At 69.7% G+C, this 14,344-nt stretch carries 18 protein-coding genes; all 18 read right to left on the bottom strand.

Annotation, left to right across the window (positions count from 1 at the left end; all coding sequences use genetic code 11):
* Window positions 1-11: 11 nt before the first annotated feature.
* The 18 genes from ACWPN3_RS14565 to ACWPN3_RS14480 all read right to left on the bottom strand — a co-directional run bounded on the left by ACWPN3_RS14565 (window position 12) and on the right by ACWPN3_RS14480 (window position 14,342).
* Entirely contained in the window at window positions 12-470 is a 459-nt protein-coding gene (locus tag ACWPN3_RS14565; RefSeq protein WP_098740193.1) for a MarR family winged helix-turn-helix transcriptional regulator, read from the bottom strand.
* Between the two features lie 154 nt (window positions 471-624).
* Window positions 625-1,044 carry an organic hydroperoxide resistance protein gene (locus ACWPN3_RS14560; protein ID WP_492240284.1) on the bottom strand — a complete coding sequence of 140 codons (420 nt, stop codon included), beginning with the start codon at window positions 1,042-1,044 and terminating at the stop codon, window positions 625-627.
* Window positions 1,045-1,316: 272 nt separating this feature from the next.
* Complete coding sequence (locus tag ACWPN3_RS14555; RefSeq protein ID WP_098740197.1) at window positions 1,317-1,547, bottom strand: hypothetical protein; 231 nt, start codon at window positions 1,545-1,547, stop codon at window positions 1,317-1,319.
* A 679-nt stretch (window positions 1,548-2,226) separates the two neighbouring features.
* Window positions 2,227-2,475: a hypothetical protein gene (locus tag ACWPN3_RS14550; protein ID WP_492240283.1), complete on the bottom strand. Its 249-nt coding sequence runs from the start codon at window positions 2,473-2,475 to the stop codon at window positions 2,227-2,229.
* Entirely contained in the window at window positions 2,472-3,236 is a 765-nt protein-coding gene (locus ACWPN3_RS14545; protein WP_492240282.1) for a lysozyme, read from the bottom strand. The genes ACWPN3_RS14550 and ACWPN3_RS14545 overlap by 4 nt, the downstream gene beginning before the upstream one ends.
* A 64-nt stretch (window positions 3,237-3,300) precedes the next feature.
* Complete coding sequence (locus ACWPN3_RS14540) at window positions 3,301-3,876, bottom strand: hypothetical protein (RefSeq protein ID WP_492240281.1); 576 nt, start codon at window positions 3,874-3,876, stop codon at window positions 3,301-3,303.
* Between the two features lie 69 nt (window positions 3,877-3,945).
* A complete protein-coding gene (locus tag ACWPN3_RS14535) occupies window positions 3,946-4,344 on the bottom strand; it encodes a tail fiber assembly protein (protein ID WP_199237416.1) in 399 nt (132 codons plus the stop codon).
* A gap of 8 nt (window positions 4,345-4,352) precedes the next feature.
* On the bottom strand, window positions 4,353-5,030 hold the full coding sequence (locus ACWPN3_RS14530) for a phage tail protein (protein ID WP_247872709.1): 678 nt from the start codon (window positions 5,028-5,030) through the stop codon (window positions 4,353-4,355).
* A 30-nt stretch (window positions 5,031-5,060) separates the two neighbouring features.
* A complete protein-coding gene (locus tag ACWPN3_RS14525; RefSeq protein WP_492261528.1) occupies window positions 5,061-6,842 on the bottom strand; it encodes an autotransporter outer membrane beta-barrel domain-containing protein in 1,782 nt (593 codons plus the stop codon).
* Between the two features lie 20 nt (window positions 6,843-6,862).
* Window positions 6,863-7,501 carry a YmfQ family protein gene (locus tag ACWPN3_RS14520; RefSeq protein ID WP_492240278.1) on the bottom strand — a complete coding sequence of 213 codons (639 nt, stop codon included), beginning with the start codon at window positions 7,499-7,501 and terminating at the stop codon, window positions 6,863-6,865.
* Window positions 7,502-7,505: 4 nt separating this feature from the next.
* Window positions 7,506-7,838, bottom strand: coding sequence for a hypothetical protein (locus ACWPN3_RS14515; RefSeq protein WP_492261527.1), 333 nt, complete (start codon window positions 7,836-7,838; stop codon window positions 7,506-7,508).
* Entirely contained in the window at window positions 7,814-8,605 is a 792-nt protein-coding gene (locus ACWPN3_RS14510; protein WP_492261526.1) for a baseplate J/gp47 family protein, read from the bottom strand. The genes ACWPN3_RS14515 and ACWPN3_RS14510 overlap by 25 nt, the downstream gene beginning before the upstream one ends.
* A gap of 4 nt (window positions 8,606-8,609) precedes the next feature.
* A complete protein-coding gene (locus ACWPN3_RS14505) occupies window positions 8,610-9,044 on the bottom strand; it encodes a phage GP46 family protein (protein ID WP_492240276.1) in 435 nt (144 codons plus the stop codon).
* Between the two features lie 2 nt (window positions 9,045-9,046).
* A complete protein-coding gene (locus ACWPN3_RS14500) occupies window positions 9,047-9,601 on the bottom strand; it encodes a phage baseplate assembly protein V (RefSeq protein WP_492240275.1) in 555 nt (184 codons plus the stop codon).
* Window positions 9,601-10,650 (bottom strand): phage baseplate assembly protein, encoded by a 1,050-nt coding sequence (locus ACWPN3_RS14495; RefSeq protein WP_492240274.1) that lies wholly within the window; start codon window positions 10,648-10,650, stop codon window positions 9,601-9,603. Before ACWPN3_RS14495 ends, ACWPN3_RS14500 begins: the two co-directional genes overlap by 1 nt.
* A gap of 6 nt (window positions 10,651-10,656) precedes the next feature.
* Window positions 10,657-12,045 (bottom strand): DNA circularization protein, encoded by a 1,389-nt coding sequence (locus tag ACWPN3_RS14490; RefSeq protein ID WP_492240273.1) that lies wholly within the window; start codon window positions 12,043-12,045, stop codon window positions 10,657-10,659.
* Window positions 12,045-13,940: a transglycosylase SLT domain-containing protein gene (locus ACWPN3_RS14485; protein ID WP_492240272.1), complete on the bottom strand. Its 1,896-nt coding sequence runs from the start codon at window positions 13,938-13,940 to the stop codon at window positions 12,045-12,047. Before ACWPN3_RS14485 ends, ACWPN3_RS14490 begins: the two co-directional genes overlap by 1 nt.
* A 141-nt stretch (window positions 13,941-14,081) precedes the next feature.
* A complete protein-coding gene (locus ACWPN3_RS14480; RefSeq protein ID WP_492240271.1) occupies window positions 14,082-14,342 on the bottom strand; it encodes a phage tail assembly protein in 261 nt (86 codons plus the stop codon).
* Between the last annotated feature and the right edge of the window lie 2 nt (window positions 14,343-14,344).

The following is a 14,344-nucleotide window of genomic DNA, read 5'->3' as shown; positions in this document are numbered from 1 at the left end:
CAGTCCCAATCCTATCTGTCCTGATCGGCCGCCCGGTTCAAATCGTCGCGCAGCCGCAGCAGCGCATCGCGGAGCGACATCAGCTCCGCGGCGGAGCAGCCGGCGGCGGCGGCGATTCGGGTCGGCAGGCATTCGGCCTGCGTCCGCAAGGCCGCCCCTTCGGCGGTCAGGCCGATGCGGACCAGCCGCTCGTCCTGCGGATCGCGGCTGCGGGTCAGCAGGCCCTGCCCTTCCATCCGCTTCAGCAGAGGGGTCAGCGTGCCGCTGTCCAGCCCAAGCCGCTCGCCGAGCAGCTTCATCGACTGGCCGTCCTCCTCCCACAGCAGCAGCATGATCAGATACTGCGGATAGGTCAGGCCAAGCTGCTCCAGCAACGGGCGATAGACGCGGCTCATCGCCAGATTGGCGGAATAGAGCGCGAAGCACGCCTGATTGGAAAGCAGAAGCGGATCGTCCCTGTCGGCTGCCATGATGTCTGAACCTTGAAAAGACGGCGCGCCGCCGGGGTGCTGCGCGTCGGTCGATCATGCGGCCTGCACAATCGCGCGCAACAGCCCGGCGGCGCAATGCCGAAGACTTTTCGCTTCAGGCGATGGTCTCGGGCCCGGCCCTCAGGCCCGGTCCTCAGGCAATGGTCGTGGTGACCGGGATGTTGCCCTTGGTGGCGTGGCTGTAGGGGCAGACCTTGTGGGCGCGGGCCAGCAGATCCTCGGCGGCGGCCTTGTCCATGCCCGGCAGCGAGACCACGAAATCGACCGTCAGGCCGAACCCCTCGCCATCGTCGCGGGCACCGATGCCGACCGTGGCGTTCACCGTCAGATCGGCCGGGACGGCGATCTTGTCGCGGTTGCCGACGAACTTGATGGCGCCGATGAAGCAGGCGGAATAGCCGGCGGCGAACAGTTGCTCGGGGTTGGTGGCGCCACCCTGGCCGCCCAGTTCCTTCGGCGCGGCCAGCGCGACCGACAGCAGGCCATCGTCGCTGACGGCCTTGCCGTCACGGCCACCGGTGGCGGTCACCTTGGTCGAATACAGGGTCTTCATGGCGCGTGCTCCTTCACTGATCGTTGTGCGGTGGATTTTGGTTTGGCTTTTGATTTCCCGGGCGGCGGTCCGAACCGGCACCCCGTGATCTTGTGAGAGGAACAATGACGCACAATCGAATTGCGCGCAATGTATTTGATTGTGCGTTATCAGATTGTGCGCAATGCGTCTGGCGCATGGCACGGCATGAGAGGGAAGCGGCGGAGGCGCGGGCAGCGCTGGCTCCGCCCGGCTTTTCCGACCACAGCCCCCTCAGCGATGTGAAAGGCTGCTCATTCCGCCACCCGGAGGTCCACCTTGCCGCGCCGCTCGTCGGTCCTGCGTCCCATGGTGATGTTCTTGGGCGCCCGCACGTCCCGGTTCCGCCATGTCCAGCATTCGCCGGTCTCATCCTGGAAGCAGACCCAGCACAAATCGTGCTCGGCACCATAGTCGATGAGGAAATGCGCGAGGGCGGGGCCCTTCGGGGTGTCCATGGGAAGCGGCGGATTGAGTTGGAGCATGATGGCCTCGTTGCGACACTGTGGAGCATGAACGCGCCAAAGCGTGCGCTCGGTCCCGCTTCGCTTCCGGACACTCCCATTGCGCCGATCCCTGTCCGGTTCGGAATGGCTGGCCGATCTCTTCAATGAAGCTCTTTGCCGGCCGGCCCCATGTGCCTGCCTTTCCATCCAAGACATCCATGCGATGCCGACAGAAGACGCGCCGGCTTCCTGGAGTGCAGGCAAAGAAAAAGCCTTGGAACCGTTGGGTTCCAAGGCTTCTCCGGTCCTTCCGGAACTGGTCGGAGCGACAGGATTCGAACCTGCGACCCCCAGACCCCCAGACTTGAGAGGAACCGCTAAAGTATTGAAATTGAACAAGAGAAGGGGGGCGTAAATCCGCCGAATATCAGCGATTTCTGCCAACGTTCCCAAACGATCTCCCAAACAGCTGGCGGCGGATGGCCGCAGCTCTGGATTACAGGTTATGGGGATCGGCGCCGATATGGCAAACCATCGTCGGCGCTCTGGTCATCGTCGCAGCCACCATCAAGGTGGCCACCCCTTGCTTCATTCAGCCGCACCCCACCCGCACAGGCGAGCACCAGTCTCGTTGTGCGCCAGCAGCTGCTCCGCCGTGCCATCGCTCAGCTGGTCGCCCCGGCTGATGTAGATCGGACGGAAGGCGGCACAGGCGCCCTCAGTCCCGGCTCCAGCGGTTGCGCAGCCGGTCAGCAGCGCCAGGACCATCGCGGCGGACACCATCTTCAACATCATGTCGAACCTTTCCGGCGCGCAGCGTCTCCTGGGTGGATTCCGCCTTCGCCTCCTGGCGCCCGGCGCGGCGCTGCGAGGCGCCGAAGGTGGCGATCGCCGCCAGCACGGCGCCGATGGCCAGCAGGGTGGGGCCGATCCGGCCCCAGAGCCCATCTAGCAGGGCGACGATCATGCCGCCGCCCGGCGCTGGTCCGCCCGCTGGCGCAGCAGCAGGATCACCACCGCCGCCGCCAGCAGCCCCGCCACCGCCCAGCCCAGCCCGCCGGCGGGCAGGCTTTCGAGCAGACCGCGCGCGGCGGTGGAGACATCGCGCGCCTGGTCCAATGCCGCCGCCACGCCGGTCAGGCCCAGCGCGCCCAGCCCGCTGACCCCGGCAACCGAGCGCGTCACCGGCGCCGGCGCCGGCGCCGGCTCGGCCCCACGGCTGGCCGGATGGACGTCGTCGGCGAGGAAGAGCGCCGCCTCGGCCGCCCGGCGCTTGACCAGACCGGGCATCACCTTGCCGCTGCCGCGCGTCCATTTGCTGAACTCGGCCGCGGCACCGCCGGCGTCACCAAGGTTCAGCTTCCGCAGCATGGTGCTGGGCTGGCCGTTCTTCAGCATGACAAACCCGTCCTTGCCGGCATCCTTGCCCTTCGCCTTCCGGCCGGCGCCGACGTTCATGACGAACAGGGTCAGGGCGGCGCGCTGGTTGTCGGTCAGGTCGACGGTGACGGCGCGGTCGACCACCGCCGCGGCGGCCGCCAGATCGGCCTGCAGCAGCTGCTCCGCGCGATCCGCGGTGATGGTCAGGCCAGTGTGGACGTCGGGCCCGGTGTGGCCATAGCCGATCGTCCAGGGATCGCCACCGCTGGCGGGATCCGGATAGGCGGTGAGGCGCAGGCCCTCGGCCTGCTTGGCCAGCTCGACGGCGGCCTGGGGGAGCGCACGCATGGGATGGTCCTTCCATGAAAAAGGCCGCCGGGCGGGCTGCCGGGCGACGGTGTATCGGGGGTGGTCAGACGAGAAGGACGATGGCGATTGCCACGCCGAAGCCGGCGCCGGTCAGCAGCTCCCCCCACTCGGTGGCACGGGTCAGCCTCCAGCCCAGCAGCGGCATCCTGGTGCCGATCAGGTAGCCGGCCGGCATGGCGACGCCGCCGATCGGCAGCCACAGCGCCGCCGGGTGGGTGGCCACCAGCGGCAGCGAGATCAGCCACAGCCGGACGATGCCGGCGGCCAGCAGATAGCCCAGGCGCTCCGGCCTGGTGATCCCGAACAGGGTGTCGTCTTCCGACCAAACCGTGGTCGATTGCGGGCTGAAGGACCACGGCACCCGCAGGTTCTGCCCGGCGCCATGGGGGATTCCAGCCATGCCGATGAAGGCAGCCGCACCGCAGGCTGTGGCGATCATGGCGGCGTGGACATCAAGCGCCAAGCCGGCATGCAGCAGGTAGACGACGAGCCCCACCGGCAGGCCCCAGAACAGCACGCGGCTGCCCTGGGTGCCGAGCCAACTGTGGCTCTGGCCGCGTTCGCGATGGGCGATGGCCAGGACCAGTGCGGACAGGACCGCCGAAAGGAAGGGAGACATTGGACCTCCGGGCATGAAAAAGGCCGCTCAAAGCGGCCGGGTCACTGGATTGGAGTGTTGTCGCGCCGGTCAGGCCGGCGGTACCGGCCAGTCGATCGCCGCGGGGAAGCCCGGCTGAGCCGTGATGTCGCGCAGGGCCTGGCGGTAGACGGCCCAGGCGGCGGTGTCGCCGGGAGCGTCGGGGAGCTGGGTGAAGTCGCAACGCTTCAGCAGGATGTCGCGCCGACGGCGCGCGGCGGCGATCAGATCCTCGTCGGTCGGCAGGACCGGCTCGACGGCCGGAATGACCTCCACCGCCCAGGCCTCGCCGGTCCAGCGCGGCCGCAGGCCCTCGGCCACCGCCGGCGGCGCGATCTCGACGCAGCCGGCCGGGATAAGGAAGACGCCCGGCTCGAGCGGGGACTCGTCAGCGACGGTGGTGCCCAGCAGCAGCCCGCCGGCGTCCAGCTGGTAGACGATCTTTTCCATGATGCCCCTCAGTATTTGATGCAGGCCAGCAGGGCCACGTTGCGGGGACGGGTCTCGGGACCGCCGGTCGAGCCGATCCAGCCGTCCTCCCAGCCGCCGATGTCCGAACTGTTGCTCTCGTCGTTGTTCCCGGCGGCGCTGTCGACGCCCGACTTGAAGGAGTGGCTGTGGCTGCGGAACTGGTCGTCCTGCCAGCTGCCGAAGCTGCGGCCGCCGTCGACGCCACGGCCGTCGTCCCAGCCGCGGATGAACTCGCCCCGCAGATCGGGCAGTCGGAAGGTCGTGGAGCCGTCGCCCGCCCCCCAGGTCGTGCCGATCACGCTGAACAGGGCGGCATAGGTGGAGCGGCTGACGGTGGCGCCGTTGGCCTTCAGCCAGCCGGTGGGCGCGTTGCTGGTGGCGTAGAAGGCAATCGCCCCCGCCGCCAAGGCCGGCGTCGCCGACGCTGCCGCGATCATGGCGTTGATCGCCTGCAGCACCTGCGCCCGGTTGTTCGGCGTCAGCGACAGGCCGGCGGCCGTTACGATGGCGACCAGCTCCTCCTGGATCGTGTTGAGCCAGTCGGCGGTGATGATCGTGGCGGCGACGCCGGAGGCCGGATCGCCGCCGGTGAAAAAGCCGGTCGCGCCGGTGGTGGCGGCGGCCGGCAATGCAGCCGCCACCGTGGTCCCGCGGATACGGTCCATGGGGATCTCCAGGGTTCAGAAATGGGTGGGTCAGTGCGCTTCGAGCGCGGCGACGCGGGCTTTCAACTGGTCGAGAGCCTCCCCGAGGCCCCACAACGCCCCGACGATGCCGCCGCCAATCCCAGTGCCGCCGTCGCCGGTCCATGCCGGCATCACCGGAGCTGAGAAACCGGATCCGGCGTCATCCAGGATGGTCAGGCTGACGGGGTCGAGCGTGATCCCCGTACCGCCATCTGAAAACAGGAAGGCCTTGTCGATCTTGCCTGCCAGCTTGGTGTCCACCTGCGCCTTGGTGTAGGCGTCGGCGACGCCGGTCGGAATGTCGGCGATGGTGGCGACACGCGATCCGTTCAGCTTGAAGGTGCCACCGACCGTAAACGCCACGTCGCCGGCGATGGTCGCCTGCAGCTGGCCGTGCCGCGCCGTCCCGGTCCCACGGCCAACCGTGACGATAAGGTCCGCACCCTGCTTGTTGGTACCGACACTGTCGGGCGTGCCGATGGTGACGCTGCCGGCAGTGCCGTTGCTCGGCTCGCCACCGAGCAACGAGACAGACCCGCCGACAGCTCCAGGGCCGCCCTTGACCTGTGCAGCCCCGCCTGTGGTCGCACCCTGGCCCCCCTCCAGGTACGCCGGTCCCCCGGCGGCGCCGGTCGAATCCCCCGCTTTCATACCGGCAACGCCGCCGGTGCCGCTGCCATCGGCCTTGCCGCCAACCAGATAGACGCCACCAGCGTTCTTGTTGGAATTGACAGTCGAATGCCCGCCATAGAGATGGACATTCCCCCCCTGCCCCGGATTGACGGCATTGTCGTCACCGTGGACACCATGCAGGCGAAGGTGGCCCTTGCTTGCATAGACGGTGGCGACGTAGGGCTGTGGCGAATCCGCGCCCGACGCGTTCTTGGTCGGCTGCACCGACGCCGGCGTTCCGACCTTCATCACGTCGACGCCGTCGATCCTGCCGACGACGACACCGGCGTCGGCGCCGGTGTCCGTCACCCGCAGGGAGCTGTCGCCAGCAGCGATGGTGGCCGATCCCACCGCCACCTTGGCATCGGTCTCGGCCTTGGTGTAGACGTCGCCGGCCTTCAACAGGGGCGTGCCATTCACAGCCGGTGGGAATTTGAAGTCAGCGAGGCCCGTGGCATTGTCGACAATCAGGATCGCCCTCGCGCCCCCGGCGGCGTAAATGCCGAGCTTGCCACCCAGCACGACATTGAGCGACCGCGCGCCTGCCAGGTCGGTTTTGGCCGATCCGTTGGTGATAATGAAGTTTTCAAGGCTGCTGACGTCGTTGCCGATTGCGATTGCGCTCCCCCCGGAGGCGTCGGTGTTGAGAACGATAAGCCCCTTGGCCAGGATTCCGCCGGTCGGATCGCGCTGGACAATGGTGTTGGGGCTGATGCCAGCGTCGGCGTTGATGGCAGCCCGGACGAAGGCGGTGGTGGCGATCTGCGTCGAGCTGGTGCCTGCCGCCGCCGTCGGCGCTGCCGGCGTGCCGGTGAACACCGGCGACGCCAGCGGTGCGGCACCCAGGGTCGTCCGGGCCGTCGCGGCATCCGGATCGTCCAGCAGCGTGCGGGCGAAGGCCGTCAGGTCGGCCGTTGCGAAGCTGTCGGAACCGGTCGCATAGAGCAGCTTGTCCGCCACCAGCAGGATCGCGGCCAGGGCAGCCAGACGGGCGGACGCAGCCTGCTTTCCCGTCTGGAGCGCTTCGATTTCGGATTTTGCCGCGGCGAAGTTGTTTCGCACGTCGGCAGTCGAAGCGGCTCCCGCGGCCGGCTTCGTCGGGTCGATGGCACTCACCATGTGATCAACTCCAGAGTGGTTCAGGTATCCCAGGCGGTCGTTCCGCCATCCCAGCTCGTGGCCCCCGCATCCCAGAGGGTCGCGTAATTGAAGGTCACGGTGGTGTGGGCCGCCGCGATCCGGCGCAGGAAGATCTCCAGGCTCACATCCCCCCACTCGACCAGCGCTTCACCGGCGGCGGTCCGGCCGGCGCGGGCGTAGGTCGTGCGCTGCCCGGCGCTGTTGACCTGCCAGTGGAACGCCCAGGCCTCGCCCTGTGCCGGATCGCCGGCCCGCGTGAAGCCGGCCCGCGCCGGCGCGAATTGCGTGATCCCGATCGAAATGCCCATCGCCGCGGCATAGGCGGTGATGACCGGCACCGATTGGCCGCCGATGCCGATCAGCTGGGCCAGGACGGCGCCATGGCGCTGCTGCATCGTCGCTTCGGCTTCCAGGCCGAGGGTGGCTTCCCATTCGGGCAGCAGCCCCAGGGCGGTGGTGGGGAAGGCGTTGACCAGGAGCGCCCCGGCGTCCTCCGCCGACCGCTCGTAGACCGGGGCCAGCCCATCGAGGACCGCGGCCTGGGCGGTGCCCTCCTCGCGTGGCCAGATCCGGCCGGTGGGCAGCAGGGCCTGCATCGCCTGCCGGAAGGCGGAGGCGGTAAAGATCGGCGCCGGCATGGCATCAGCTCCAGGTGATGGTCCCGACGGTGAAGAGCCGGCCCGGCTGCGCCACCGGATCGGCGGTCGGGCTGACGATCCGGAAGGCATCGACGCCGGAGACCGCCTCCACCGCTTCCCACAGCCGGTTGAGCGGGATCGTGCCGCCCGGCGCGGCGTCGATGGCGAACTGGTCGACCAGCGCGGCCGACACCGCCGCCCTCGATGCCGCCGGGATGCCGCTGATGCCGATCGGCACCGGCGTGTTGACCGGCGCCACGACATAGACCAGAGCCGTGACCGGCTGAAGGTTCCACAGCGCGTTGGCCACCGTCAGCTGGTCGCCCGTTGCCCGCACCGCCCGGATGTCCGCCGCCGCCACCCCGTCCGTGCCCTGGGGAAACCGCCATGGGCGGCCTGGGCATCGTCCAGCATGACATACACCACCACCGTTCCGGGCCCGGCCCCGGATCGCGAGACCCAGGCCCGGGTGACGCCGGGGACGGCGAGCGCCCAGCCGACGAAATCGTCGGCATCGCCGCCCTGGGCGGTGATCCGGTAGGCCGCCAGCATGCGGGCGCGGAGGCCGTCGTCAGCCTCCAGGTCCGCGCCGCCGGTGACGGCGGCCGCGGCCGCGCCGGTGGACTGCACGCCGGCGACCGCCCGGCCCAGCACCATCACGGCGCCGGCATCGGCATTGCCCGCGGCGCCGGCCTCGTCGGCCAGGATCGGCGCCGCCACCGTGCCGCCGCCGCCGACGGCCGCGGCTGTCGACACGGTGTAGGCGGTGCCGTCGGCGCGGATCACCGGCGTTCCGGCCGGCACCACCGTTCCTGGGGTTCCGGTCAGGGTGACGATGCCGGTGGCCGCGGTCGCAGGCTTGCGGAAGACGCCTTTCAGCGCCGCCCACCCCTCCAAAAACTCGTCGGTGCAGGTGAAGGGCACCGCCTGCCGGGCGATCCAGTCGAGATAGCCATAGTGCAGATGCGCCATGGCCGCCTGGATGTCGGACAGCACGCGCAGCACCGCCCGGCGCAGCAGGCCGGTTTCGGCACCGGTGGAGGCGGCGACATCCTGCGCGGTCTGCGCCCGCAGCTCGGACAGCGTCGGTCGGGAAAACGGCATTTCGTCAGGCTCCCTGCCATGCCCAGGAATAGGAAAGGGCGACGGTGCGGCCGTCGCTCCGGAAGGCGGTGATGCGGGCGCCGAGCGTCGAGCGGCGCAGCCAGGCGGCCTCGATGTCGAAGCGGGCCACGACGCCGTCATCCACCAGCCATTGCAGGGCCTCGGCGATGTAGTCGCGGGCGCGGTGCAGCGTCTCGGTGGTCTGCTTGGCCCGCTCCAGCAGCCAGAGGCGCGAGCCCAGCTCCCGGTCGCCCCACCAGCCACGCCGGTCGGCGGTGCCGTCGGGGATGGCGTCGTCCTTGTTGGCCGGCCGGTCGGTGAAGAGCGACAGCAGGATGGCGGTGGCCAGGTCGTCGCCGGTGTCGAGGTCGCCGCCGGGCGCAAAGGTCCAATCGCCGCGGCCATCGGCCGGCGACCAGGTGATGGTGATGTCCGCCATGGCTATTCCAGCTGGTTCGGGACGTTGGTCGAGCCGCTTCCCGTCTGCACACCGCTGTGGGTGTGGCCGTTGTAGACGTCGCGCATGCCCTTCATCGTGCGGGTCTGGGTGTCGCAGTGGTCGATGATGTCGCCGGTGACCAGAAGATCGGCCTCGATCCGGACCTTCGGCGTGCCGGTGATGGTGACGGGCTTGCCGGCGCCACGGATCGTGATGCCGGCGCGGGCGATGTGGATGATCTGCCCCTGGTCGTCGTGGAGCGCCACCTCGCCGCCCTTCAGCCCCTTGGGTCGGGCGGCCTGGTTGCCGGTGGCCACCGCGACGCCGGCGGAGCGGTCGCCGCCGACGAAGATCACCACGACGTCGGTACCGACCGGCGGCACCGAAGTCAGCCCGTATTCGGCCAGACGCGGGGTGGTGTCGCGCACCTCGTCCTGGCCAAGCCGGACCTGGAGCATCTGCACGTTGCCGGCGTCGTTGACAGTGGTGATCCTGCCGCGGCCGATGGTCATCAGCAGCCGCGTGTAGAGCCGTTCGGCCATACCCATCATGTCCATCAGCGCACCATGTCGTTGAGGGTCGGCATCAGCACCACCGGAGCGACGGCGAAGGCGTCGGGCGGCATCAGCACCAGGTCGGCGGCGGTCCCGGTGCGGTCGCGGCGGTAGGTCACCTCGGCCACGATCCACTGCACGTCCGGGATCTTCAGGCTGGGCAGCTGGATGCGGACCAGCCGGTTCGGCGTCCACAGCATCCCGTCGCCGTCGCGCCAGCTGTCGGCGGTCAGCTGGACGCAATAGGAGCGGCCGGCCCGGCGTGCCGCTTCCCACAGGCCGCGCCGCTGCGCCAGCCCGGCCGCCACCACGCCGGTTTCGGCGATGATGGTGCGCCGGCGATGGCGCGGCACCTCCTTGTCGTCCACCGTGACCAGGACGTCGCCGGCTGTGCCGGTCTCGCCGACCGGGTTCATGTTCAGCATCCGGACCACGTACTCCGAAAATCGGAGGTCCATGCCGAACATGGCGGTGGCGCGCTCGACGTTCTTCCCTTGCGCGAAGCCGCTGCCGTGCTTCCCGGTGCCAACCCGGGCCAGGATCAGGTTGCCGTCGGGGGCGTCATAGGCCAGCAGGGCATTGGCCCGGGTGATGCGCTCGATGACGCTGTACGGCGTCTCCCCCCACAGGAGGTTGATCTGCGGGATGGGCGGCCCGACGTCGTCCAGCGCGCTGACCGTGATGCCGTAGGGCGCCGCCAGCTTCTGCGATATCGACAGCACCGAGGCGGAGCTGATCTGGTTGCTGTCCCACTCGGCCGAACAGTCGACCAGGTCCTGGCACTTGCTGCGGCCGGTGACGCGCAGGGTGTGGCGCTGCCCGTCGATGGACGGCATGAAGCGGTCGACATAGCCGGTCACCACCAGATCGTCGCCGATCCGCACCTGGCAGGCATCGCCGGGCTTGACCACGACGGCCTCCGCCTCGCCCGGGAAGCGCTCGGTGAACTCGATGTCGAAGTCGCTGGGCATGCGCTCGATGCCGCGGGTGACGCGCACGCCTTGCCAGCCCGACAGCTTGCGCGTGCCGGTGATCAGCGTCAGATCGTCCATGGACGGTTACTCCGCGAGCGCCCGGAAGGCGGTGGGCATGAAAGCGGGGTGGATCGGGTCCGCCTCCCGCACCAGCTCGTCCGCACGGGCCGGGTCCTGGTAGAGCCGCTGCGCCAGCACCAGGGCCGGCTGCGGGGTGGCGGTGATGACCGACACCAGCCGGGCCAGGTCGGCGGCGCGTTCCGTCAGATCGGCGACCAGCGCGGCGCGCAGCTGGCGCAAGGCCAGATAGGTGGCGTCCTCTCCGCCATCGCCGGCGCGGACGATCTCCGCGTCGATGACGTCGCGCAGGCGGTCGCGCACCTCCACCGCCTCGTTGTAGGAGGCGGGTTCCCAGCCGGCGGCGGCACGCGCCAGCTCGGCAATCGCGGCGCGGCGGTAGAGCGCCGCCACGGGGACGCCGGCGCCGGCGGTGACGCTGCTGTCGGTTGCCAGGGGGAGCAGCAGGCGGATGCGGTCGGCCGGGGTCGCGGCGGCCGCGGCGGCGGCCGAGACATGGGCGGCGATGGCGGTGGCGGTGTTCCCGGCCGTGTCGCCGCCGGTGACCGCCGCTGCCCTGGTGACGGTGGCCGCCGACCGCGAGACACCGCCGCGCGCCGTTGCGGTGGTTTTCTTCAGCGCCGGCAGGGTGGTGCCGCTCCGGGTGCCGCTGGCGCGGAAAAAGCGGCCGAACTCGCCCGGCAGATCGCGGATGGCGTTGTAGAGGTTGGTCGCGTCGTTGATGTAGCGCTCGACCGTCCGCACGTAATAGGACACGGTGCTGACGATCTGGCGCAGCACCGCCCCGCCCTCGCGCAGCAGCGTCCCCGCCGTCGAGACGAAGTCGGCCACGGCAGCCAGCCCCAGCGCGTCGGCGATGCCGGAAATCTCCGCGGCGCGATCGGCCACGCTGCCCGGGTAGAGCAGCCGGCCGGCCTCCACGAACTGGAAGGCGATCTCGCACACCCGGCCGAGGTCGCGCCGTTCGGCGATGCGGAAGCGCAGCAGCGCCACCGATTTCCGGCCGAGGGTCGGGTGGACCAGTTCCCCCTCCCCCTCCCCTTCACAGGCCCGCTGCAACTGGTCGCGCTGGGTGAGGACGGAGCCGCCGCCATAGACGGCCGAATCCTCCACCAGGAAGCCGATCAGGCTGATGCGCCGCGGCGCCCGCCCCAGGTCCTCCACCCACACGCTGTCACGGTAGGGGTATTCATGGACGGCGACCCGGCGGCCGAACTGGCTGTCGGAGGACAGCACGCCGAAGGGCACGCCACGGAAGCTGGCGCGCTGCAGCTGGCTGTACCAGGGGCCGGGCGCCGACCCGAAGCCGGCCAGGTCGGTGCCCAGCCGCTCGGCCGCCGAAGCCACCTTCGAGACGCCGGCGGCGAGGTTCCTATAGGCGCTGGTGGCGGACATCAGGGCCTCGCAAAGCTGGGCATTGCATATTCGATGCGGGTGGGCACGAAGTTGCCGGAGGGTGTCTGCGCGGTGGCGGCGGTGCCCTCCGGCACGTTGCCGCCCAGGGTGACGGTGACGTTCACCTTTTGCTCGCCGCCGGCCGGCGCCTGCGACTGCAGGCGTTCCATCGCCGCGATGGAGGCGATGTATTTCTTGGTCTCCGACGGCAGGGGCCTGCCGTCGGCGATGTTGTCCTTCACCCGCTCGGGACCGGCGTTGTAGGCGGCGGCCGCCGTGGTTTCGTTGCCGAACCGCTTCAGCTGTTCCGACAGGTAGGCGACGCCCGCCTCGATGTTGGCGTCCGGATCGGTGATGCCGCCCTTGATGCCGTAGCGCCGGGCCATGTCGGCAAAGGTGCCGGGCATGACCTGCATCGGCCCGATGGCGCCGGCCGAACTGGTCAGCGGCAGGCCGTCCTTGCCGAACTGCCTGCCGCCCGATTCCTGCTGCATGATGCGCCGCACGAAATTCGGATCGATGCCGTATTTGGCCGACAGCGCGTTCACCTGCGGATCCCAACGGCGGACAGCTTGGCTGATGCCTGCGGACGGCACGGCATTGGCGGCCGCCTTCGAGACGATGCTCGCGGACGTCGGAGACACCGCCCCGCCGGGCACGGGCATGACGCCGGGCGCCGCCGGAGCGGCCGGCGGCACCAGCTGCTGCGGCCGTGGCGCCGCAGGCGTGGCGGCCGCGGCGCTGCCCTTGTCGGTGTCCCACAGCAGGCCGCCCTTGCCGACCAGGCCGAAGCTCCACCAATAGGCGTCATGCACCGCATCCTTTCCGGTCTGACGCTGCCACCACTCCGAGCGGCGGAAGGCATCGTCGATCTCGGCCAGCTTGCGGTCGAAGAATCCGCCGATATCGGCCCAGTTGGCGTAGATCAGCGCCGCCCCCTCCACCAGGCCGGTGACCAGGCCGAGGATGGGATGGATGCGGGCGGCGACGGCCATGACGCCCAGCGCGCCCGCCACCTCGGTGATGGACGCGGCCGTGCCCTTGTTGGCCGCGGTCCATTCGGTCATGCCATCGATGGCGCGGCCGAACTTGCGGCTCCACTCGGACTCGATGGTCGTCGCGACGCTGGAGGCCGCCCCCTTCAGCCGGTTGATCGAGGTGCCCAGCTCTTCGGACTGGCGCTGGGTCTCCTCCGACACGGCACCCAGCCGCTCGATGTCCTTGATGTAGGCGGTCCACCCCGCCCGGCCCTTGCGCAGCATCGGCAGCAGGGCCTGCACCCCGAACATGCCGGCGATCCTGGCCTGGGTCTGCGGATTGGTCTGCTTGGCGATGGCGTCCGCCAGATCGCCCAGCGCCGCCTCGGCGTCGACCGCACCGGAGGCGGTGCGGCGCGTGGCGATGCCCAGGCTGTTGAGCATCGCCGCCGCCTCGTTGTTGCGGCCGAAGGCGGCGTCCTGCAACGTGCTGGCCAAGGCGCCCAGGCTGCCGGTCATCTCGTCGGCGCCGACACCGGCCAGCTCGGCAGCACCGCGCAGGGTGCGCAGCCGGCCGGCGGCGATGCCGATGCCGCGGGCGGCATTGCCGGTGGCGACGCCGACGGCGCCCCAATTCGCCACCAGCGCGCCGGCGCCGGCGATGGACCCGGCGCCGAACACCAGTCCCAGCGAGTTGTTGAGCACGCCGACGCTGCGGGCGGCATCTACCACCGGCCGGGCCAGACCGACCGCTCCCTTCTGCAGGCGGTCCAAGACGGAGGTGTCGCCGACCCGCTCCATGGCGGAGCCGATCCGGCTCAACGACGGCGGCACCCGCGACAGGGCGGAGTTGACGCCGTTGACCACGCTGGAGGCGCGGTCGCGGGCGGTCAGGACGATCTGGAAGGTGTTGGCCATGTCAGTCCCGCTTGATCATGCGGTTGGCCTGGTCAACCCACCAGGACAACTCGGTCCAGGTGAGAGACCAGGCATCCCGCGGCCCCCAGCCGTAGAACTTGGTGACCTCGGCAACGGCGTCCTGCCAGTTGCCGGGCCAGCTCAGATAAAACCCGCGAGATAGACCTGCGCCTTCTTGAGGTCGCGGGCGCCGATCTTCTCGACCGCCGGCTTGGGAACGCCCGACACCATGGCGATCAGCACGATGTCGCTTTCGAAGCCGGTGAACTTCTCGGCGGCCTTCATGTCGCCGCCGGTCGGCTCGCGCAGAATCAGATCGGTATAGGTCTCGCCGCTGTGCGTCACCGGCTTGCGCAGCTCGATTACCAGCTCTTCCGGCTGGGTCTCGGTTTCGTTTTCCATCT

The sequence above is a fragment of the Azospirillum sp. UENF 111221 genome, from assembly GCF_058780625.1.
The sequence above is the reverse complement of the archived record's forward strand: the minus strand, read 5'-3'. Positions and strand labels throughout refer to the sequence as shown.

What these genes read in the sequence shown, in the direction of transcription:
- ACWPN3_RS14530 (WP_247872709.1), bottom strand. Translation starts at nt 5,030, where the DNA reads ATGGACCGTATCCGCGGGACCACGGTGGCGGCTGCATTGCCGGCCGCC.
- ACWPN3_RS14520 (WP_492240278.1), bottom strand. Translation starts at nt 7,501, where the DNA reads ATGCCGGCGCCGATCTTTACCGCCTCCGCCTTCCGGCAGGCGATGCAG.
- ACWPN3_RS14525 (WP_492261528.1), bottom strand. Translation starts at nt 6,842, where the DNA reads ATGGTGAGTGCCATCGACCCGACGAAGCCGGCCGCGGGAGCCGCTTCG.
- ACWPN3_RS14565 (WP_098740193.1), bottom strand. Translation starts at nt 470, where the DNA reads ATGGCAGCCGACAGGGACGATCCGCTTCTGCTTTCCAATCAGGCGTGC.
- ACWPN3_RS14495 (WP_492240274.1), bottom strand. Translation starts at nt 10,650, where the DNA reads ATGGACGATCTGACGCTGATCACCGGCACGCGCAAGCTGTCGGGCTGG.
- ACWPN3_RS14550 (WP_492240283.1), bottom strand. Translation starts at nt 2,475, where the DNA reads ATGATCGTCGCCCTGCTAGATGGGCTCTGGGGCCGGATCGGCCCCACC.
- ACWPN3_RS14505 (WP_492240276.1), bottom strand. Translation starts at nt 9,044, where the DNA reads ATGGCGGACATCACCATCACCTGGTCGCCGGCCGATGGCCGCGGCGAT.
- ACWPN3_RS14480 (WP_492240271.1), bottom strand. Translation starts at nt 14,342, where the DNA reads ATGGAAAACGAAACCGAGACCCAGCCGGAAGAGCTGGTAATCGAGCTG.
- ACWPN3_RS14485 (WP_492240272.1), bottom strand. Translation starts at nt 13,940, where the DNA reads ATGGCCAACACCTTCCAGATCGTCCTGACCGCCCGCGACCGCGCCTCC.
- ACWPN3_RS14555 (WP_098740197.1), bottom strand. Translation starts at nt 1,547, where the DNA reads ATGCTCCAACTCAATCCGCCGCTTCCCATGGACACCCCGAAGGGCCCC.
- ACWPN3_RS14510 (WP_492261526.1), bottom strand. Translation starts at nt 8,605, where the DNA reads ATGCCGTTTTCCCGACCGACGCTGTCCGAGCTGCGGGCGCAGACCGCG.
- ACWPN3_RS14490 (WP_492240273.1), bottom strand. Translation starts at nt 12,045, where the DNA reads ATGTCCGCCACCAGCGCCTATAGGAACCTCGCCGCCGGCGTCTCGAAG.
- ACWPN3_RS14540 (WP_492240281.1), bottom strand. Translation starts at nt 3,876, where the DNA reads ATGTCTCCCTTCCTTTCGGCGGTCCTGTCCGCACTGGTCCTGGCCATC.
- ACWPN3_RS14535 (WP_199237416.1), bottom strand. Translation starts at nt 4,344, where the DNA reads ATGGAAAAGATCGTCTACCAGCTGGACGCCGGCGGGCTGCTGCTGGGC.
- ACWPN3_RS14545 (WP_492240282.1), bottom strand. Translation starts at nt 3,236, where the DNA reads ATGCGTGCGCTCCCCCAGGCCGCCGTCGAGCTGGCCAAGCAGGCCGAG.
- ACWPN3_RS14560 (WP_492240284.1), bottom strand. Translation starts at nt 1,044, where the DNA reads ATGAAGACCCTGTATTCGACCAAGGTGACCGCCACCGGTGGCCGTGAC.
- ACWPN3_RS14500 (WP_492240275.1), bottom strand. Translation starts at nt 9,601, where the DNA reads ATGGACATGATGGGTATGGCCGAACGGCTCTACACGCGGCTGCTGATG.